General features: G+C 42.3%; 23 protein-coding genes and 1 pseudogene. 14 read left to right on the forward strand and 10 right to left on the reverse strand.

The window, feature by feature from the left end:
• The first annotated feature begins 354 nt into the window (after positions 1-354).
• Positions 355-1,035 (forward strand): DUF1281 family ferredoxin-like fold protein, encoded by a 681-nt coding sequence (locus tag NBH01_RS14295; RefSeq protein WP_009017559.1) that lies wholly within the window; start codon positions 355-357, stop codon positions 1,033-1,035.
• Positions 1,036-1,404: 369 nt separating this feature from the next.
• On the opposite strand, the gene NBH01_RS14300 is transcribed toward NBH01_RS14295, so the two are convergent.
• The gene (locus NBH01_RS14300) at positions 1,405-2,049 is read right to left on the reverse strand and encodes a recombinase family protein (protein ID WP_039848662.1); all 645 of its coding nucleotides are present in this window, start codon (positions 2,047-2,049) and stop codon (positions 1,405-1,407) included.
• Positions 2,050-2,284: 235 nt separating this feature from the next.
• Here NBH01_RS14300 and NBH01_RS14305 point away from each other — a divergent pair, with 235 nt between their 5' ends.
• From NBH01_RS14305 to NBH01_RS14335, 7 genes are all read left to right on the forward strand, one after another.
• A complete protein-coding gene (locus NBH01_RS14305) occupies positions 2,285-3,334 on the forward strand; it encodes a hypothetical protein (RefSeq protein WP_009017561.1) in 1,050 nt (349 codons plus the stop codon).
• A 17-nt stretch (positions 3,335-3,351) separates the two neighbouring features.
• The gene (locus NBH01_RS14310) at positions 3,352-3,798 is read left to right on the forward strand and encodes a hypothetical protein (RefSeq protein WP_004308726.1); all 447 of its coding nucleotides are present in this window, start codon (positions 3,352-3,354) and stop codon (positions 3,796-3,798) included.
• A 10-nt stretch (positions 3,799-3,808) separates the two neighbouring features.
• Positions 3,809-4,204 carry a hypothetical protein gene (locus tag NBH01_RS14315; RefSeq protein WP_008640424.1) on the forward strand — a complete coding sequence of 132 codons (396 nt, stop codon included), beginning with the start codon at positions 3,809-3,811 and terminating at the stop codon, positions 4,202-4,204.
• Positions 4,201-4,758 (forward strand): hypothetical protein, encoded by a 558-nt coding sequence (locus NBH01_RS14320; RefSeq protein ID WP_004308724.1) that lies wholly within the window; start codon positions 4,201-4,203, stop codon positions 4,756-4,758. The genes NBH01_RS14315 and NBH01_RS14320 overlap by 4 nt, the downstream gene beginning before the upstream one ends.
• Before the next feature lie 24 nt (positions 4,759-4,782).
• The gene (locus NBH01_RS14325) at positions 4,783-5,643 is read left to right on the forward strand and encodes a hypothetical protein (RefSeq protein ID WP_008640423.1); all 861 of its coding nucleotides are present in this window, start codon (positions 4,783-4,785) and stop codon (positions 5,641-5,643) included.
• A gap of 206 nt (positions 5,644-5,849) precedes the next feature.
• Entirely contained in the window at positions 5,850-7,307 is a 1,458-nt protein-coding gene (gene mobV / locus NBH01_RS14330; RefSeq protein WP_004323434.1) for a MobV family relaxase, read from the forward strand.
• Between the two features lie 53 nt (positions 7,308-7,360).
• Positions 7,361-8,803 (forward strand): OmpA family protein, encoded by a 1,443-nt coding sequence (locus NBH01_RS14335; RefSeq protein WP_004308721.1) that lies wholly within the window; start codon positions 7,361-7,363, stop codon positions 8,801-8,803.
• 129 nt (positions 8,804-8,932) lie between these two features.
• On the opposite strand, the gene NBH01_RS14340 is transcribed toward NBH01_RS14335, so the two are convergent.
• Entirely contained in the window at positions 8,933-9,106 is a 174-nt protein-coding gene (locus NBH01_RS14340) for a BF3379 family histone-like protein (RefSeq protein WP_007898898.1), read from the reverse strand.
• Between the two features lie 469 nt (positions 9,107-9,575).
• On the opposite strand from NBH01_RS14340, the gene NBH01_RS14345 reads away from it, so the two are divergent.
• Positions 9,576-10,046: a hypothetical protein gene (locus NBH01_RS14345; RefSeq protein WP_004308716.1), complete on the forward strand. Its 471-nt coding sequence runs from the start codon at positions 9,576-9,578 to the stop codon at positions 10,044-10,046.
• A 175-nt stretch (positions 10,047-10,221) separates the two neighbouring features.
• Positions 10,222-10,578, forward strand: coding sequence for a hypothetical protein (locus tag NBH01_RS14350; RefSeq protein WP_004308712.1), 357 nt, complete (start codon positions 10,222-10,224; stop codon positions 10,576-10,578).
• A gap of 201 nt (positions 10,579-10,779) precedes the next feature.
• On the opposite strand, the gene NBH01_RS26675 is transcribed toward NBH01_RS14350, so the two are convergent.
• Complete coding sequence (locus NBH01_RS26675; RefSeq protein WP_004323430.1) at positions 10,780-11,019, reverse strand: hypothetical protein; 240 nt, start codon at positions 11,017-11,019, stop codon at positions 10,780-10,782.
• 15 nt (positions 11,020-11,034) lie between these two features.
• Here NBH01_RS26675 and NBH01_RS14355 point away from each other — a divergent pair, with 15 nt between their 5' ends.
• Positions 11,035-11,520: a hypothetical protein gene (locus NBH01_RS14355; RefSeq protein ID WP_005777225.1), complete on the forward strand. Its 486-nt coding sequence runs from the start codon at positions 11,035-11,037 to the stop codon at positions 11,518-11,520.
• 192 nt (positions 11,521-11,712) lie between these two features.
• Here NBH01_RS14355 and NBH01_RS14360 read toward each other — a convergent pair whose 3' ends face one another.
• On the reverse strand, positions 11,713-12,156 hold the full coding sequence (locus NBH01_RS14360; protein WP_005777227.1) for a hypothetical protein: 444 nt from the start codon (positions 12,154-12,156) through the stop codon (positions 11,713-11,715).
• Between the two features lie 940 nt (positions 12,157-13,096).
• On the opposite strand from NBH01_RS14360, the gene NBH01_RS14365 reads away from it, so the two are divergent.
• Genes NBH01_RS14365 through NBH01_RS14375 form a run of 3 tightly spaced genes read left to right on the forward strand, consistent with a single transcriptional unit; the run spans position 13,097 to position 13,962 of the window.
• Positions 13,097-13,291 (forward strand): hypothetical protein, encoded by a 195-nt coding sequence (locus tag NBH01_RS14365; protein ID WP_004313635.1) that lies wholly within the window; start codon positions 13,097-13,099, stop codon positions 13,289-13,291.
• Positions 13,292-13,295: 4 nt separating this feature from the next.
• Positions 13,296-13,580 carry a hypothetical protein gene (locus NBH01_RS14370; protein WP_004308705.1) on the forward strand — a complete coding sequence of 95 codons (285 nt, stop codon included), beginning with the start codon at positions 13,296-13,298 and terminating at the stop codon, positions 13,578-13,580.
• Positions 13,581-13,590: 10 nt separating this feature from the next.
• Positions 13,591-13,962, forward strand: coding sequence for a hypothetical protein (locus NBH01_RS14375; protein WP_004308703.1), 372 nt, complete (start codon positions 13,591-13,593; stop codon positions 13,960-13,962).
• A gap of 54 nt (positions 13,963-14,016) precedes the next feature.
• Here NBH01_RS14375 and NBH01_RS14380 read toward each other — a convergent pair whose 3' ends face one another.
• The 6 genes and pseudogenes from NBH01_RS14380 to NBH01_RS14405 form a co-directional block, all read right to left on the reverse strand.
• Positions 14,017-15,342 (reverse strand): zincin-like metallopeptidase domain-containing protein, encoded by a 1,326-nt coding sequence (locus NBH01_RS14380; protein WP_172956636.1) that lies wholly within the window; start codon positions 15,340-15,342, stop codon positions 14,017-14,019.
• Complete coding sequence (locus tag NBH01_RS14385) at positions 15,332-17,143, reverse strand: reverse transcriptase/maturase family protein (protein WP_009017563.1); 1,812 nt, start codon at positions 17,141-17,143, stop codon at positions 15,332-15,334. The genes NBH01_RS14380 and NBH01_RS14385 overlap by 11 nt, the downstream gene beginning before the upstream one ends.
• Before the next feature lie 566 nt (positions 17,144-17,709).
• A pseudogene (locus NBH01_RS14390) lies at positions 17,710-18,210 on the reverse strand (ArdC family protein); the annotation flags it as partial.
• 5 nt (positions 18,211-18,215) lie between these two features.
• A complete protein-coding gene (locus NBH01_RS14395; protein ID WP_004308698.1) occupies positions 18,216-18,827 on the reverse strand; it encodes a hypothetical protein in 612 nt (203 codons plus the stop codon).
• An 82-nt stretch (positions 18,828-18,909) separates the two neighbouring features.
• A complete protein-coding gene (locus tag NBH01_RS14400; RefSeq protein WP_004313634.1) occupies positions 18,910-19,086 on the reverse strand; it encodes a hypothetical protein in 177 nt (58 codons plus the stop codon).
• A 12-nt stretch (positions 19,087-19,098) separates the two neighbouring features.
• Entirely contained in the window at positions 19,099-20,655 is a 1,557-nt protein-coding gene (locus tag NBH01_RS14405) for a glucosaminidase domain-containing protein (protein WP_009017565.1), read from the reverse strand.
• Between the last annotated feature and the right edge of the window lie 5 nt (positions 20,656-20,660).

Here is a 20,660-nt window from a genome sequence, read left to right on the forward strand (position 1 = left end):
TCTTTTATAATTATATCATTCTATTCCTTTTTTATATTTCTGCAAAAGGAATAGCATTCTTCTTTTATATTAATTATTTTTCATTTTATCTCCCATCTATTCTTCATCCTATCACCGGTTTGGTTTTATCAGATGCAAAGGTCGGCTATCGCGCTTGATCCTGCTACTTGAAGTGTATTTCTTACAAAATTCTTCCTTCCTGCGCAAGAGTAATTTGGCAAGAAAAGTTGCCGTATGAAGCTGTATCGACATCCGTTTACCGCATCCATAAATCCCAAAACGGTTCAATCAGTAAAGAACCGACAATATGGGAAATAAAAGTTAATACTAACCAATTCTTTAAACATTAAAATCATGCCTAATTATGTAACAAACCGTTTAGAAATAAACGCAGACAGAGAAACAGTACAAAATGTGATGGATTTCTTAAAAGGAAAAACTGATGAAGACAGTACGCCTTGCTATATTGACTTCAACAACATTATCCCTATGCCAAAGGACTTACTGATAGAAGCGTCCACTTCTGGGGAATTTGGTATGCAGTATATCATAGCACAGCAACGTAAACCGTTCAATTCACAGGACGACCTGAAAGTCATTCAATGGATGGAAATTCAGAAGGAAAAAGTCAGGGAAGAAGCATTACAACTTGGAATGACATATCTGAGAAACTGGGGAAAATACGGTTATCCTACTTGGTATGAATGGTCTATTGCCAACTGGGGTACAAAATGGAATGCCTTTAATCAGAATTTTGAAGAACCGAACGTGCTTTGGTTTGATACGGCTTGGGAAGGTGTGCCGCTGCTTATCCAAACACTCTCCGAAATATTTCCGGACGTCGAGTTTCAATATGCCTATGCGGATGAAGACCTTGGTTCCAACGTGGGCAAAGGGACTATCCGAAATGGAGAAACCGACATGACATTCCCCGATAACGGAAGTAACGATGCCTTTGAAATTGTCTTTTTCGTAAAACCGGGATTAGAGGAATACTTGGAACTGACAAACGAGGGGTATAGGTGGAAAGCCTAAACATCTCCGGACAGACAATATCCGACATGTATTCAGGGTATATCTCAACCGATATATCCTGGATTCCTGTTGCCGGAAGCTCCGTTTATATTTATTCCATTCCACTTCCTTTTTACAATTTCACGCCTCTTGAACCAGTCTTTTTTGACCGTATTTATCCCATCCCTTGGCTGGCCTATTTATCATCTTTGAAGCTGCTTTTACTGAAACCGCCAAACACGCCCTTCAAGAGCTTGCCGACAACCCAGAATACCAGCAATACAATTATAATATCTCCCATAAATCTTACTTTTATAGCTTTAACAATAATAAAAATACAAAATAATAACCGAAAAACAAATATACGATCCTGATTATCTGAAAATTCCATCAGGAGCCACCTTCATTTGTTCCGTCCTCTTTCGGGTTCTGTTTGACACGCGGACCGCTGGTTTGGCCACGATCAAGTTTTACGCCATATTTATTGAGTATGCGCCAAATAGAACTTTTGCTGCTAAAACCGCTTGCAACCCAAATGTCATCGAAAGAATGCCCGTTGATATACATATCCACGATTGTCTTATCTCGTTCAGCTTTAGGTAATACCTTCGGCACAGCCGGGGCTTTGATATTCTGGCGTAACTTCTCGACATGAGCGGAATATTTTCGTAGTGCGGCAATTTCTTCCGGAAATGCCCCTATTATCCACAACACATCGGCTGCTGTCGTACCGGGGAATAATTCACCGCGAGTATCAACTCTGTCATGAATGGATATGACACGTACAATTTTGATACGGCATAGTTCGATGAACGCGGCCAGTTCTCTTAAGCCGCGTGCAGCATTGCTGAATTTGGATATGACTATTTCATCGCCCCTTTGAAGATTCGCCATAAGCTGTTTCCACATAGGTCTCAATGTTTCATGTTCAACTGTTTCCTCTACGATTTGTACACAACCGTATCGCTGCATCCATTCTCTCTCAGCATCAAAACTGTCATTATTTTCCTTGAATATATAGCCAACTTTTGCCATTTTAATATACACTGTTTTGATAACAAGTGCAAATATAGCACTTTCATTTTAATCTAAAATCATATCGTGGCAAAAATCTCGCTGAATCCTTTTTTTAGCTTTTTTTCTTGCACTTGTTTTCATTGATAATCATATTATTAATATGATACCAAAAATTATACTAAATGCGATATAAAAGAGCTTTTACAATAAAAATAATATATAGATTTGCATCGTTAAATATGAATTGTTAAATATGAAAATTTTAAAATCATACTACAAGACTCCATCATTTTTGACTGGAAGATGTATCGTTTCATTGGCCATATTGGGCCTGATATCATGCAGCGATAGAAATGGCAAATCATTGTCTGAAGCTACGAACGATCCTGCCGGAATATACAGGGAGTACTTATACAATATACGATGTCAGAAAGATTCCTCATTTCAAGTATTGACCAAGCATATCCTACAATGGCAAACTGTAAAAGACTCTGTTTTTAGGTATCTCCGGAATGATACGCTCAGCCACTCCCATTCCAATCAGCGTGAAGAGTGTATCAGACTGCATGATTCTATCCGCACTGAGTTCTCACGCTTAGCCCTCTCAAAGACGCGTACTTATCAGGAACTTTTGGCTCTCAAAGGAGAGTTCTCACCTTATAACAATGATGAGGAACTGCATCATGCCGCTGGAGAAATCCGCCCGTTTTTCAACTCACTGGATAATCTTCCGCTTCATAAGGGTAACAAAGAGGAAATCCTTGCGGCTTACCGTATGTTACTGACTCGAACTATCCGTAACGGCATACATAGCCGCAATGAACTGATTACTTATATCACTAAAGAAGATGCTATATTCCGTGCGTTCCTCTCTCACTTGCACGATTTCGAAGGTGAGAGTATGGCTGACATCACACGTGGTACTGAACAGTGTTGTTCGCAGATATTCTTTGCCGCTGAGAGAAAGGAGATTACCTATCGGGAGGCTATGCTTTATTTGACAATGCGCACCAATCGTCGCCAAATACAAAATATGCAGATTTGTATAGAAGATGTTCGGAACAAAAAAATCAAGACTTCTTCGCAAGCACATGCTTATATATGGATGCTTATCCACCCTTATACTTCACTGGACGGATTCTCTATGACATTGCTTTCCGATAAAGAACGGAAACAACTTGACAGGATGGCGGCACAGACACCTGTGGCGTTCAAAACCTTGAGCCGAATCCTGCAATTGGAAAGTGGTCAACTGACTGAACTGCCAGGAATGCTTATGGATATTTTCATACAGACGCTCTAACAATATAAAAAATGAATATGTTACGACATTTTTTCAATGACTTTATGACATTTGTCCCTCTGCAACTACCGCAACTACTCGATGTGACGACAATGGAGGAAGCACAATTCTACGGTGACTACGCCCTACTGACCTTCCCGCTACGCGACCCTTACGATTTGGAGGAAGTGATGGATCTGTTTGAGGACGATATGGAGCTTATAACTCTCTACCACCACATCCCCACGCACGCTGACAAATTCGGGCATAGCACCTGTGCATACTCCAACCCGGCATTTGGACAGATGTTCAAGATGAATTGCAAGACAGATGCAGACGGTAAGGTAAATAGCATTCTTGTCACCATCTATGATTCTCTTGAGCAGATGTACGGCGAGCTGTGCCTTGATTTGGATCTTCATTCCAAAAGTGGCACATTCAAGTATAAGAAGAACAAAGACGATCTCTTGATGGATTTCCTTTAATGGTCATGTTATGCGGGACACACTATACCGACAAATGGTTTATTGGATTAGGGAATACCGGACATGGATAGAGGTTGTTGATGACAATTTCTATAAGGAGTATGCTTTGTCAAGAAACGGATATATCAATTACATTGTTTCCCGCACATTGGTACTGCGGGCTTACAAAGACAAAGGCTCATACGCCAAAGGCATGACATGGACAATTCCGGAACATAAACTGGATAAGGCATTGGCAGCCTACCGTAAGCAGGAGCATACGTTCAAGCAACGTATTAAGAAAGCAGCGATATACCTTTCACCGAGGGACGCCGAAGTTATCATCCTATTAGCCACCCACAATATTGTCCAATTAGAGTTGATGATATCCCCCATTCAAATACGCGAGAAACCCTATTATTTATGATTTGGAATATACTACAACTTATCTTCTGTATAACGCTTTTCGTATTGCCATTAGCATTGTACAAAAGCCACCGTTCTTTTATGGTAAGGTTCTACGATGCTATGATACACAGTGTAAAGGCTCGTAAACTATATGTACAGGTCGTATTGATTCTGCTATTGCTCTTCCACTATGTTTACATCAGCGGACATGTTGGCGAGTTCGGTGTTTTTCTTTCAACTGCTATCTGTGCCACTATATATTCATTTAGAAGAGCGGACAGATTGTTAAGAGGTTTATGTGACCGATCATGTATGTTTGTCATACTCTCATTGGTGGCTTTGGCCATCAGTTTTGTTCCACACTTGTACACAACGGCGGTAACTGCCGCCTATCTTCTTTTGGCTGCCCTGTTCTATCCCTCTGTTCGGGTTATGACCGAATTTCAGGACATAGGCATAATCTCTGAATGGATGAAATTCCCCAGACTATTAGCCGAAAGTTATTATGACCATCATCACGCGATATTGCCGCAAGATGCGGATAGCGGCAACACTGATATATCCGCACAATAGTAATAATTAAAAAATGAAATAAAAATGAAAACCAAGCAGAAAATAGCTGTCCCTATATTGGCAGACAGAGAAGTATTTGACTACCTCAAGGAGAAAGTCGGTGAACGAAAAACAAAGACAGAAGCCTTCTGTGATTTATTGGATAAATCTTTGGCAGGTTTTGTTTCCCCTTTTTTAAGGAACAAAGGCTACGAACTTCAACCCAACCAGTGCCACGTGACTGTTTCTGACCTTTCATCGGAATGGCATTGGCATAGGGCTACTGTCCGTTCTTTTTTGGATGTAATGGAAGAGTTCGGCTTGTTGAATCGCATCCGGCTTTCCAAAAGCGTCATCATTACCATGACTGTGCAAACCAGCCAATCCACGGAGTCTTGCAATGGACAGAAGAAGTTGAACCTTGCAGAACAGCTACGTGAGGCATTGTCCGATTGGATAATCGGCAAAGTGTCCCTTGACGAGATCGGAATCAAGTGTGAGCAACTTGTTCGTCGGGCAATGGATGAAGCTGGCATATGCGATAGCTGCCCATCTCCGGACAGTATCACTCGCATCAATCCGGCAGCGGATGATGATGAACGAGCTGTCAAGATTCGTATGGTAGCTTTGGAGTGCATTACATTTGCCGCTATACAACGGGCACTGCGTAAGTCGAGATTCGATGACAGTGCAGAGTTTATGGACTACTTCCGATTGGAATTGTATGGGGACTGGACAGGACTTATTGCAACTTCGAAAGGTATTGCCGGGCTTATTCTTGATGTAGATAGGGATGAAAATTCCGATTATGATGAAGATGACAGGGAGTTCCTTAAAACGCTTTTTAAGCCTTTTCTGGCATTTGCGGCAAAGGCACAGGAGGCAACGTATCAGATTGGAGGTTGAAAACAGAATGTATAACCGCAACAATCCACTTTTGTATCCAGTGAAGCCCCCCTGCCAGTTATAGAAGGCATCCGGGCTTGCCCGCCTGCCACGAACAAAGGGAAGGGGGAGCCTAATACCCCACCTGCCTGACGTTGGTGGGAAGGGTGTCCGAACAAGCAGCAAGCTGGGACACGGTAGATTGTCCGAAACAATATGAAAAACGTATGGCAAATCAAAAACAGGTACTCGACGTGCAGGTGTCGAAAGGGATTACCACCGCCCAAAGTAATGAACATCTGCGTGACCGTAGTGAAAAGGCAGAGAAGTACGCTATGAGTAAGGGAAATTATGATCCTACGCGTAAACGGCTGAACTTCGAGATTGCGCCCGGAGGTAAAATACATCCCATCGACACAAGCCGTAGCATTCCCAAACGGATGGCGGACATATTAAGTCACCGTGGAATCAAAGATCCTAATGAGGGGCTGCTCGAACCAAAATACCGCACGGTGGTAAATATCATCTTCGGCGGTTCACGGCAGCGAATGCAGGAACTTGCTTTCGGTACGCAACAGGTGGACTTTGAAAAAGGTGCGGACAATACCCGCATCGAACGGAAGCGTGACATTGAACGCTGGGCCAAGGATGTTTATTCATTCGTTTGTGGCAGATATGGTGAGCAGAACATCGCTGCATTCATTGTACATCTGGATGAATTGAACCCGCATATCCACTGTACGCTTCTGCCAATCAAGGATAGTCGCTTTGCGTACAAGGAAATCTTCGCCGGTAAGGATAAGTTTGAATATAGTGCAAGAATGAAACAACTTCATACGGACTTTTTCGCAGAAGTCAATACAAAGTGGGGAATGTCAAGAGGAACAAGCATATCCGAAACGGGTGCACGGCACAGAACGACTGAGGAATACCGCCGAATGTTGTCTGAAGAGTGTACAACAATCGAGGATAATATCAAACTCCATCAACAGGTATTGGGTGAACTTCAATCAGACATCCGGTTGGCAGAACGCAGAGTCAAAGGGCTTACGACAATGGTTAGCAATCTTGAAAAGCAGAAAACTGAAAAAGAAACCTTGTTATCGGCAGCCGAGTACAATTTAAAAGAAAACAAAGGCAATGCGGCAGAATTGGCAATCCAAATACAAATGTTGGAAAAAGAGCTGCAAGGAATCATCAGACAACTGGCAGACAAGCAGGAAAAGTTGCAGACGGCTGACCGGCAACTCATCGAACTGAAAAAGGATATGGGAGCCATTGAAGAACGTACCGAAGAACTCAAAGAGGAGGCCTATCAATATTCCCGTGATGTACACTCCAAAGTGGATAGCTTGTTTAAAGACGTCCTACTGGAGAGTGTAATCAGCGAGTATCGTAACGCATCGGCACAAATGAATGTTTCAGAACGGCAGCTCTTTGACGGTTCACTGGTACAGTCTATCGCCGAGCGGGGTACGGAAATCATGCACTGTGCGACAATGCTATTTCTCGGAATGGTAGATGATGCCACTACATTTGCCGAATCACATGGTGGTGGAGGCGGAGGGAGTGACCTCAAATGGGGACGCGACGAGGACGAGGACAATCGAGCATGGGCACTTCGCTGTATGAGGATGGCGAGCCGCATGATGCGCTCGACTATCGGCAAGAAATCTAAACGGTAAATGGCATACGCCTTACACCAGATTAAAAGTATAACTAATGAAATCATTGGAATATGACGAAACAAATTATTTTCATCTTCGCTTTGCTCTGCACGTTGCAGGCACAAGCAAGTGTACAACCCGTACAGAAGGACACTGTACGACACACTATTCATTATGAAGTAGCGGAATTGCTTCAACCGATGCAGCCCGTCTATCTCAACGGGGTGCTACTTCCGGCATCTCGAACCGGCAACTGGTTTGTTAGCATATCCGGAGGTGCGACAGTTTTTCTTGGTACACCTCTCGGTTGTGAAGACCTTTTTGGACGAGTGAAACCTTCGTACAGCCTCGCCGTCGGCAAATGGTTTACTCCTTTGGTCGGCGCAAGGGTAAATTATAGTGGCTTGCAGTTTAAGGATGCACAATTATCTACGCAGGACTACCATTATATCCATGCAGATCTCCTGTGGAATCTCCTTGGACGCAGATATGCCCGACAGGAACAGGTACGTTGGAGGCTTGCACCCTTTATGGGTGTCGGTCTGCTACATAACGCCACCAACGGGAACAATCCCTTTGCGCTTTCTTACGGCATACTAACACAATACCGTATTTCCAAACGGGTTAGTGCTATGCTGGAACTCTCTAACACAACTACATTCCAGGATTTCGACGGATATGGCTATCCAAACCGTCTGGGCGATCACATGCTTTCGCTGACTGCCGGATTCACCTTTCATCTCGGTAAGGTCGGCTGGAAGCGCGCGGTGGATACGGCACCATACATCCATCGGAACGAACTGCTTGTCGATTATGGCAACTTCCTTTCGGAGGAGAACAGGCGTTATGTGGGACGTCACAATCAAGATAAGCGAACACTCGTGGAATTAAAGAAAATTCTGGAAATCGAAGGACTACTCGATACATATAGCCATATCTTTGACAACGACGATATAACCGGATGCAGATATCCTATAAATAATTATAGCGGTTTGAACTCGCTTCGTGCAAGATTGAAGCATAGCTATTGGGACGGGTCGTCACCTCTTGACACGACTATTCTTCAGACAGAGAATGGAAAGCCATCATATAATTACACGGCTTCCCGAAATGTGCAGTCCGCCCATCAGGACACCCTCGCTATGGATTCCACGGTTCTTTCATACGCTGATGGAGAGTGCATCGGTACACCCATCTATTTCTTTTTTGCTCTCAATACGACACATCTGACGGATACCTCACAGAGGCTTAATCTTGACGAACTGGCTCGTGTAGCTAAGAAATACAGTTTATCCGTGAGGGTAACTGGTGCTGCTGACAGTTCTACAGGAACATCAAGTATCAATGATTCTTTGAGTATATCGAGAGCAGGTTTTATTACCGCAGAACTGGAACAACGTGGAATACCAGCCAAGCGGATTATCAGAGTTAGCAAAGGTGGAATTGCCGACTATACGCCCGTGGAAGCCAACAGACATACGAAAGTGGAGTTGTTTTTTCCAAAAGCGAAATAGAAATTTCGCATAATTGATGTTTAACTTTGTCATAATCAATGAAGCCTCTCCGCTGTGAAGCGAAGAGGCTTTTTCGATATGGTACACGTGAAGTTCGCCATTTTCCTACTGTCAGAACCAGAATGAAAATTATTTCGATGCTTCGAGTGACTCTTTTCTGAACTGTTTGAGAAGTTTTTCAAGTTCAAGTGATACTTTGCGGGCACGAGTTCCGGCAGCTTTGTTGCCTTTCTCCATCTGGAGGTTGGCATCTTTTGAGAATTGATCGAACAATTCACAGATTTGTGTAAATGTTTTTTTCATTGTTATGTTCTTAATATTATATAATACGCTGGCAAAGATAGCAAAAATATTTTTTTAGGACTTATATTAGCTCTGTTATATATTTCGCCTATAATATGATACCCCTTTTTATGTTTTTCCATTCTGAGTATTCCCTTATCGCACCATCGGCAAATCTGGCCGAAGAGATTTTATATGCAAAGGTACAGTGTCCGGACGATTGTCAAGCACCGCTATGCTAACGGTTCCTGGATATTTTACGGCAGCCTTCCTCAAATCAAAGATTGACTTTCAGTCCCCTTCTCATTGCAAGGTATAAAAGGACAAGCCTGCTTCTGCTCTTACATTCGAAGGTTGGGTATTCCGTTCCATTCCATTTACTGTTTACTTGTCTTATCGCCCTTATTCCACTGTTAATCCTGCATAAAAATCAATCCCCGGCAAGAAGCCGAAAGAGCTTCAAGCAAAGGGAAATAATAAATCAAAGAATATGGGAAAATACGATTTTATCAAGTTGGGTAATCTTCTTTATTGGCATGACCCAGATAGTGGTCTGTCTAATGGGGTTTACCAAGTGGCTTCTATTCCGGAAAACATTGAAGAGGATAGCGTTATTTTGATTGCATCTGATACTTCGGAAGCGGAGGTTTTTCCTTCTGAATTATCACCGATACATACCGGTAGAAGTCATAAAGAAGACTTTTTGCGTTGGAAAACAGAACGTGAAGCTGAAGGTATTGAGTTTTACGACCACCTTTCCAAGGTGATGGATACGGAAAACGACTTGAGTGTGGGAGATATGGTGGCGTTTACAAACGATTATGGAGTGATATTTGGACCTTGTGAGGTCTTAGCTTTTGGGAATCTCTGTAATAGTGGCAGATGTGTATATATTGACAGTGATTCTTATTGGTTTCCTAACCGTCCCGACCAACTCACCATCATGAGAGGTGCGGAATGACAATAACATATCCACCTGTAGCCAAAGCGGGTGGATAGCATTTCCTTGTATTGTATATTCAGCCCGATTACTCTTATAGCCATGCTCCACCGAACTCCCACAACCGGTCCTATTCCTTTTTTACTCGTCGTACTCCGTTTCTAAACAGTATAACACATTTATTGGCCTGACATTCTTGAAATTCACAACGGAAACAGCTTGGTTTCCGTGTGATGAAACACTTGAACTGGTATGTGAGAAATTCCCAACACTATGTTATTTCTATCAATCGGAAGAGTCGGGTCTGGCGGAGTACTGGACAAATGACCAAGAGAGTAAATACTTTCCCGAAAAGTACATTGCAGACCTATGTACTCCAGACGACAAATGGTACAAGGAATATTTTGTCAACCAGACAGAAGTATTCAAGTGGTTTGAGGTGATAAGCGGTCAGTCTGTCGAATCAATAACAGAAATTCTTGCTATTGCCGAACAACGGAAAGATGAAAACGACAATTCTTTCTGTAACATCTATGAATATGCCGCAGGCTAAGACTAATCCGATGCAGAAAACGAAATGACGGTATGCTGACAGCGTGCAGCGAACTATCATTATCCGATAAGCTTCTCTGATTTGCCATGCAGATTGGGGAGACTTTGTCGCCTTCAGTCCTTTTATACAGTCTCAGAGTGCTTCTCCAGTCTTTTATATTCTTCCAATCCGGATATTCTTTATATCGCACATCGGCAGTTCTTATCTGAGAGATTTTGTATGCAAAGATACAGCTTTAGAATGGTCGTCAAGTAACGCTGCGCTAACAGTTCCCGGATACTTGTGGCAGCCTTCCGCATATCGAAGATTTGGGTATTCCACTTCATTCCATCCACTGTTTACTTGCCTTATCCATCCTTTCCTTGCTGTCAATTTCGCATAAAAATCATTCCTGACAAGAAGCCGGAAGAGCTTCAAGTAAAGGGAATAAAGTTTAATCATTTAAATTTCAAAATTATGCACAGCCGAATTTTTCAGATTTCTAAAATGTGGATAGAAAAAGAAAACTATCTGAATGAAGACACTCTCCAGCAGGGAGATGGCAGTTTCTATGACTATTGTGCGGAGATAGATGACGAAAAACGTAAGGAAGATATTCGTTATTTGGTCAATACTGCTCTACCAAAAGGCATGTTCGAACTTGTAGGCGACGACACCATGCGCTACATTGGTGGTGTGGAACAATGGAAAGAGAATTTTGTGACTAACATCCGTAAGAAAGCTGAAGCTATTACAACCGAAAACATGTTGGAGTTTGTAGGTCCTGTTTATCAACTTGAAAAGGCATTGGAAAATCCATTGGATATTGCGTATCATTTCTATTTGGACGGAGATGGATACCAATCATTTGCCGAAAAATCTTTTGCATTTATGGAGTTTGTCTGTACGCTTGAACCGGGAACGATACTTTATATTGGAGGAGTCATCGACTATCACTTCTGATATTCCATATAAAATTTTTACGCAACTATATACTTTATTGTACCAACGATTGTGTATAATGACTGGTTGGACTTTAATGTGCCAATCTGCGACTTAGCAGATTGGCATTGTTAAAGCCACATCAGCTTATTATTCTCATGACAAACAATACAATTGCACGCGTTTTGCCTTTACACTGGTATCACGGAATATTTATAGAAAATCCACAAGCCCTTCTTGCATATATCTTCGAGCTTTTTCTTCCTCTTCAAGGGTTAAATCTCTGGAAATTTCCAGAAAACTCGCCCAGAATAGTGTTGACAATTTACCATATGCTTCATCTGATATTTGTTCGCCTTCTTGGAGTGATTTCATCCACTGTTGGTTCTTTTTTATAAACCCAATTGGATTTGTGAAAGAAGAAATATCCTCCCATCTATCATAGTTTAACCCTTCTGAAAGAGATTTCTTTTTCAATATATCATCACACTTTCCTTTGCAACAATAATATGCTTTTTGATAAACATCTTTTCCATTTGATGATTTTTGATTTGCTAACCATGTAACAAAAATTCCCATAGAATCTTTTTCAAGTAAATTTTTACCGCAGCACTCACATAAAATTTCTACTTTTTGAAATAATTTTCTGTTTTCCATAATGTTTTGTTTTAATGAATTATACAAAGGTAATGAATTTGTTTCAATAAAAATACTATAGATGCATATTTTGAAGTAAAAAAATGGAGTATGCGCTTGTTTTTATTTTGAAGAATGATTCGATTTGCCGATGATTATAACCGAACAGTTTATCAAACACCTATTCTACTTGCTGAAATAGAATCACACGATTAAAAACATTTTTTTACTATTCTGGCTCCGGTGTTCTTCTTGTTGGTAAACGGTAATAGCTTCTTTTTATCAGTTAAGTCTTTCCGGTTTATTATTTTCCTTTTACTCTTTTATTATAATAACAAGACTTATAGGACAAAATTAGGGTATGCCAGTTTCCCAGCATACCCTACTAAAATTTTGCATACATAATTCGATTAAGTATTTTATATTGCACAAACCCCATAAAAAGTGTTAGTAGCATCTAACTGTTCTGGAGATGACCAATTAAGCCCATCATCCGAGGTTGTAATATATCCACCACCGTCATAAGTTCCGCATCCCACTACGATTTTTAAAGCCACCCGCAACTCAAGCGGGTGGTTATCATCTTCCTATATAACAGTCCGGTTACCTTTATAGACCATGTTCTGCCGAACCTCTGTTACCAATTCACAGCCTCTTTTACCGATTCTATATTACCTGTTCTAATTGTATTACATTCTCACAGTCCCGACATGCACCATTGTTTGTTTCGTGCGCAAAGGTACGGTGGCAAACGATGTTCAAGTACCGCTGTTGCTACCTGAAATGAAATTTGACGTAACCTTCCGCAATCACAGATTCCGGTATTCATAAAATTTCATTCCGGTTACTTGCTCATAGTTCTTGCATCCACCGTTGAAAATGCACATGAAACAACCTCTTGGGTAAAGTCGGAAGGCTTCAAGAAGAGGGAAATAAAAAACAACTTAAAAAAATAAATGCAATGAGAACTAAAACACTCTACAGATGCGATGCACAGAAAATAGACATCAGTCGTTTCCCTAACTTTCACATAACAGGAAGTATAACCGGAATGAAGAAACTCTATTATGGCAAGAATGCTCTATTGGTACGTTGCGGAAGTTGGATTTACAACGTGTCAAGTGAACCCGAAGTTTATTATAATATAGCACATTAGTAGTATGAAAAAAGGTTATAAAAAAGATTTTCAGAGTTGGAAAGGTATAGTAACTCTAAAATTACTTTGCTGCAATATAGCAGCAGGTCGTTTTGATTGGAAGAAATATTGTACGCCACAGCCTTATTGTGGTCAGGAGATTTGCGTTATACCGCTACATTGTTCTTATGGACAGATAGGCTACACTGTGTATTTCCCTTATTCTGATATGCCGGAAGTGGAATACGATTGGGAAATGAACAAATTAACTATTGACAAAGAGAATTGGGAGAATTATTTACAGAATTAATATTAAAAATATGGCACAGAATTTTTATACCAAATGGCAGAACGCAATCCTTGCAGATGCAGGAGTCTATGTTTCAAAAAAATACCGCAGTTTCCAAACGGCCTTAGTACGTGAGATTTCCAAGTACGCAACAGCCGTTGGCGCAAAAGTAACATTCAACTTAAAGGGGCATTATAATACCTCTTGTTTCATAGAACGTAACGGTAAATTCGTTTACATCAGTCACTCTTCCGGTTTGTCCCGAATGGGTAGCGGTGTAAAAATAGAACTCGATTCTTTCTTAATCCGGACAGCCCAACACGCGAAAGATTACAGAGGGGGACATAATCAGTATTGCGATATAACAAATTTACAGTCTATGATAGATAATTTGTTAGAGTAATAAAATAAATTCAAGAAAAGGTACGGAGCAAACAGCTCCGCATCTTTTTCCGTTTTATCGGCGCATTCCGCCGCTGTACTCTGCTTCTTGTAGCTCTTCCCGGTATTCCTCCATATTATTCAGCTTTTCGTTCACGGTTTGCAGGTTGGCATCCAACGAAGCATTATGGTCGTATGGGAAACGATGTTGTGCGACAAGTCCCGCATTAGTAACCGGCCCGATATCTATCATGTCGGATTCTTTATTATAGCTGACATACAGCACATCACCATTCGGCATTTCAAATGCAGGAATCTTTTGTTGTGTCATGATAGCGAATTGTTCCGCAGCCATCTCCTTGGCTACCCCTTTTAACGTATCTCCAGCATGTTTGATACCATAACGCCTGATATGGTCGCGTACTTCCTTTTCCGTGAATTTCAGCATCACTTCATAAGTTCCTCCGACACTCCCATTGTACACCACAGCAAAATCCTTGTCCTCAATCAAAAGATTGTCTCCTCGGTTCTGTATGGGAGAAGAATAAGTATATTCTTCGTTAATGCCGTTACCGTCATAATACTCCTTGGCGAGAGTCAGCAGTCCTTCGTAGTCCCCCTTATCCTTGAATGCGTCCAACCGCATCGTGTCATCGGTAAGCTGAAGATAGGCCACGGAAGAATAATACACTTTTTCTTTCGGTGCTACTGTTTGCTCTTCATCAATGTTCTGCTTCAATTCCAGTGCAATCTTATCCACCTTTTGGGTAATCAGAGAAGCCGCTCTTTTCACATCCAACAGAGTTGTCTTGATGAATTGTGGCGATTCCTTCAATTCGTCGAGCCATCCTTTGAGGTAGGCACAACTGTCCTCTTTTATATGTTTCGTCATGCCGTAACGTTGGGCAACCAATGCGCTACCTAACTCGGCTACCAATTCTTCGCGCGCATACTCTGCCGAGCCGAAAGTTGTCGGCTTGATACGGTCGAGAACTCCTTCCGCACCGGTCGAGTGTGTCATCTCATGGAATAGTGTTCCATAGAACGCCTCTCCAGATTTGAACTGTTCCTTTTCCGGCACAACGATTTCATTTCTCGATATAGAGTAGTAAGCGTTATCCTGATGCTGTGGTTTGATCGGACAAATCCACAGATTGTCCTTTATCAGCGCATCGACGGGAGCGAAGCTGAAATACTCTCCGTTCTCAATCTTCGGTAGCGAATACTCCTTTTCGAGTTTTTGCCACAGCTCCGGTCTTGCCTCCTGCAAGTTGGTCTGTAGGCTCGGTATGCAGCGCCTTACCGCCTTACGGCGGCAGGTTTCCGCATACCTGCCCCTAAACCGTACGTACACGTCTCCGTGTATACGGCTTGCCATTAGTAAGCTCACATTATTTCCCATGAAACTGAATTATAGCATTACAAGATTCACACACTACAAGCGTCTTACGATGTCTCGACAACATCAACTTGCCCCATGGAGTTTCTCCCTTTACCCCAACAAGAGTGCGTATATGATGCATTACGACGTTAGTGTCAGTTGCACCACACATTTCACAGGTTTGCTGTTTCAACCTTTCTGCAAGGCTTGGTTTGGGAACATACATAGTGCATGGGGTACGGTCGAGAAAATCGTCCGTTAATGAGCTTTTACGTTTGAATCCCTCTTTATAGAGTGTTCTGAACCGTTCTTTGCCTTTTGCATCCTTATATGGGATGACAAAATTCTTGCCTTTACGGTACTTGTCTCTGATTTGCCCTACATGTCTTCTTAATTTTTGACCAAGAGTCATATAAAGACTATACTCCATAATGTAGCCGAAATCGGCACATGTTGACGAAACATTGTTGGCTATACAGTAATAGTTGTAGAAGCCTTTGATTTCCAAGTTGAATTGTGCAAGGATGTCTTCGGGTTTCATACCGACCATTTTCTCCCGTGATTTTGGCTTCCATACATCTTTGCCGTTTACGTTCGTAAACTTTACAGCATCGTAGCTAAGAAGCTTCTTTTTCACTGTTTCAGAAGAGAGCATAAGCATGACCTTTCCAACAAATTCTCGCTTTTTGATTCCTTTGCTGTTCCTTTTAAACACATCCAATGTCCTAACGGTGATGTCAAAACCGAGGAATTTAGCGTTCTCTTTTGCGTGAGTTATGAGTGTCTTCTCAGCAGAAAGTTCGAGTTTAAGGTTGTTCATCATATATTCTGTGATGTCTGCCTTGATTCGTTCACAATCTGCTTTTGACCCTATAACTCCAATCAGAAAATCGTCTGCGTACCTCACGTATTTCAATCTCCGATAATTCTCATCCATTGGAAGTCTGTATGTCATCTTATTTTTCTCTTCGTGCATGGCTTTTATTTTCATCAACAGTTCTGCTTTTACAGTTTCATCTGTTTCCGCTTTCCATTTCTTCCTTAGGTTTACTGTTTTCGTGTTGAGACAACAGTATTCTTTGTTGTGAGCCCTTTCTTTCCCTTTGTCGAAGTGTGAAATATACTCTTTCATGTACTTGTCGAACCTGTCAAGATAGATGTTTGCCAAAATAGGACTGATTATTCCACCTTGAGGAGTTCCCGAATACGTGTTGTTGTACTTCCAGTCTTCGATGTACCCCGCTTTGAGAAACTTTCTGATAAGACGAAGAAACCTTTCATCTGCAATACGCTCTTGCATAATGCTGACGAGTACATCGTGGTCTATGTTATCGAAGAAGCCTTTTATGTCTCCCTCAATAAACCACTTTGCACCTGTAAAAGTCCTTTGAATGCTTGTCAGAGCTGTGTGGCAGCTCTTATGAGGTCTGAAACCATGAGAGGTGCTTTCAAAGTGCCCCTCATAGATGGCTTCAAGAATCATCCGAACTACCTCTTGCACAAGCTTGTCCTCTACGGATGGTATACCAAGAGGGCGTTTCTTGCCGTTCTTCTTTGGTATATACACCCTTTTAGCAGGATGCGGCTTGTAGGATTCATTCCTAAGTGTTTCGATGAGACGTTCAATTCTTCCAATGCTCATTTGGTCGATAGTCTGACCATCTGTGCCTGGAGTCATATTGCCTGGCTTCGCATATATGCGCTGATAGGCAATGAAGAACATCTCTTTGTTGAACAGAATGCGGTACAGTCGCTCAAACTTATAGTCCGAGACCTTACTGTGCTGGCATAATGTGTTTAATACAATCTCTGGATTTCTCATAACGAATCTCTCGTTTTCTTTTGTTTGTATTAAAGTTACTAACTACTCCCCTTCGCCATGTACAAGGTTTTCCCTTGCTCAGACTACTACGGGAGTTCCGTTACCTTGTCGGATATTCAGAGGCAAATCCTCATAGCCTTACGGCGTTCCGATTTAGGTAATCTCCGTTTAACCACGTAATAACGTCTATCTTTCGATAGGCAACAGATTGTCGGATGCGACTTTCGTTCTTTTCTCCACTTACTGCGGTCGTGTCATGGCTTGTTCTTGCTACTTGCCCTCGCGCAATGGGCTGTAGTACCATGATGTGGCGTATATAACTGCCTTTCGCCACAACTTCAACTTCTGTCACTGAACTATCATTCAACCAATCAGGCTTCATCCTCATATCTGTCTTTCCCCTTGCAATTCAGTCGTAGCATGGCAATTAGCTAACTTATCGCTTTACTGACGTGCTGTGTTCCTCTTTGAGTTTCCTCTCCGAGTAAGTCAGTCGGGGATAGGTCTATTGTTTATTTCTAAACTTTGAACACTAACCTAATCTCTTATTATCGAGATATTTATTACGCGACCATTACGGACGCACGTGCCACGTTAAAGACTCGGAATACCTGCATCTTAGGATAAACATTGTATTCCTTCTTCTCGTTATCAGATAGTTTTTTGTAGTCATCATACTTAATCTTCTCACCAGAATCCTTGTGTATGCAGGTGAATGTAGTCAGCATGATTGGGAATGATTTTTCTCCACGAAGTACAGAAACACGAGGTTTCTCCTGATTGTCCTTATCGGATTTGTTGAGCCGTTGTACACACTCAAAAGTGCAGAAGCGCGGAATCTTGTAACCTTCCTTTTCACAATGTATAAGCAACATAATGGCATTCATGCCATTATACTCGCGTCCGGAAAGATTGCAGGGCCATTGTAACGCTTCTTCCGTGAACCATGGCTTTCTCCAATCCTTACGGATACTCTCGATTTTCTCAATCATCATTTCAGCGAAGAGGTCTAATGCTTTATCTTCGCTGTTCGGCCCGTCCGTGTGCTGTTTTTTATATCCGGCCATATCCTTTACTGATTGGAATTAGACGAATCTGCTACATACTGTACAAGTTCTTCCACCTTGCATGAAACATTCAGCTTTCCGTTATATGCCGAAAGGGATATTTCACCTTTGGCATCCACTCGCACGCCCGGCTGTAACCATGCTTCGCGTTCTTTGCCAAAACAGAAAAAACGTACCCATTGGTATTCAAAGCCATCCTCTACTTTCTCCGTACTGAATGCCGAAAACATTGTGTAAGGCTGGTCTTTCTTATCCCTTTTTTCCTCGATATGCTGCCCGACCTTACCTCGAAATACTAATTCGCCCTTGACCGTATCTTTCGCATCTGCCGTAGCTGTACGAATTTCGTTAATAAAAAGATTGAAATAAAGTTTGTCACCACGGTGTTTGAGATACATTGTCCCCGAAACCTCGATGCGGGAACCATTTCGATATTTGGAAACCTCCTTTCCGGCAGTATCTTTGCTGACATCCACCTCAATAGGCATAGTCTTCCCGTCAGTGTCAGGGATCATTACTCGAAGAGGAAAAACCAGGAACGTTTTCCCTTCCTTATTGGTGCGTATCGACGCATCACGTCCGATAACGCCACATACCGTAACATTACATTTTATCATTTCTATTGTCTTTTAATGTGATACATAATCACCCGACAACTGTGTTGCCATGATTTGTTGTTGAACTGCTAAATCATTGCTCTTAATCGGGTGCTCGTATCATTGCCCAGATCAGCCATCCGGCAAGGAACAGTTGAACGCTCACGATAATGAGCGTTGCTACCCAGCCGAAGAGTTGGTAGCAGAGCAGGACATACAAGGCAAGGTAGGATAGTCCGAACAGACATCTGCATAGCTGTATCATCACGCATTTTACCATATCGCCACGCTTCTATCTTTTTAGGTTCTCTGTCTGTCCCTGCTGTTGGGACATCCCTTGTTCAAAATTCTGTGAAGCCGCTTCCGAGAGGATAACCGTATTCAGCATACCGGTTACACGTATCCTTTTGGCTTCTTCTGTGAGAGTATTGTTATTCAGTGTTGCCGACAGACGGCTTAACTCCGCAGTAGTCAACTCACGTGACATGCGCAGTTCTCCATTGTTCACTCGCAGAATAGCCTTTCCATTTTCACTGATTGCCAGTTCGCAGTTTTTCATGCCCGGTAATAATGATTTCAGATTGATGCGTCCACTATCCATTTGTTTGGATATGGCAGTCTTTTGCTCCTCCTCGTTCTTGTTGTCGATTTGTACGGCCAATAGCATAAGGGAACTAAAGGCTGTCATCGCCATCTCTACTATAGGGTCATTGCATCCTGACATTCCCACACCGCTATCCTCTGACGAAAGCAACTTCTTCATCCATCCGTCGGGCGAAAGGTTTTTGCCGGCGGCATTCTCTTCTGTTCCTTTATATCGGGTGAGCAGGCTGTTCCCGTTGTGCAACACTTCCAATTTGATATTACCTTTCTGTGCGATTTCAGTCAGATAAGCCGCAGGGTCGATGTCACGCTTTGTTCCGTCTGCATAGAAGTTTGTCACGCCGAAATGTAGATGTTCGCCCGTTGTACGTGTACCTGTGTTGCCCGATGTGCCGAGCTTCCCACCGGCTTGTACTACATCACCGACCTTTACAGTAACCTCCTTAAGGTGCATATAAGTACATTGTACCTTGCTGCCATCCGTTCTGGTATATTCCACAGTCAGCGATTTTCCACCGGGCGTGTTCTTATTCTGATTCACAGCCACCACCTTCCCGTTGTTCTCAGTAGCCAGTACCGCATCGCCATTGCAACGGATATCAATTCCCTTGTGCATCTGTTGTTTCGTGTTGTCCATCGGATCTTGCCGCATACCGAAAGGCGAGGTAACAAAAAGAAACTCTTCACGCTCTACCGGGAATGAGTACTTCGCACCATACTCTGAATTTTCAGACGTTCGGAGAGGATTATGTTCCGTACCGAACCGCTTACCCTGTGTCTCCATTTCCTGCATCACCAGTTTGTCATACTGCTGTAAGCCATTTTGCTCTATAATCCGTTGCAGACTCTCGGCATATTCTCCGCCTGTGGCATAACCGGCCTGTTCGATATTTTGTGTCCAACCCTTGTAATCGTCGGGCGAAAGTGCAAAACATTGGGCATAGCGGCTGTTTTCTTTTAAAAAACGGGAGTGGTGTTCGTATGAATCACCCACACTGTCATAACTGCAAAACTTCTCATTCGGCTTATCGTCAGTATATATACCATACCTTCCTCCTTCGGCAATCCATGCAGGCGTAGCCTTGATGCCAAAATGATTGTTCTCGTTCTGCGCCAAACGGCTTTGCCCGTTGGAACTTTCCAGTATGCCTTGTGCCAACGTCACGGATGCGGGGATTCCGTACCGGCGCATCTGCTCCATAGCATACTCTGCATATTTCATTGCGTATAGTTGGTTCTTGCTCATTTCTT

It is taken from the genome of Bacteroides sp. B1-V-101, from assembly GCF_023656585.1.
Lineage (GTDB): Bacteria > Bacteroidota > Bacteroidia > Bacteroidales > Bacteroidaceae > Bacteroides > Bacteroides thetaiotaomicron.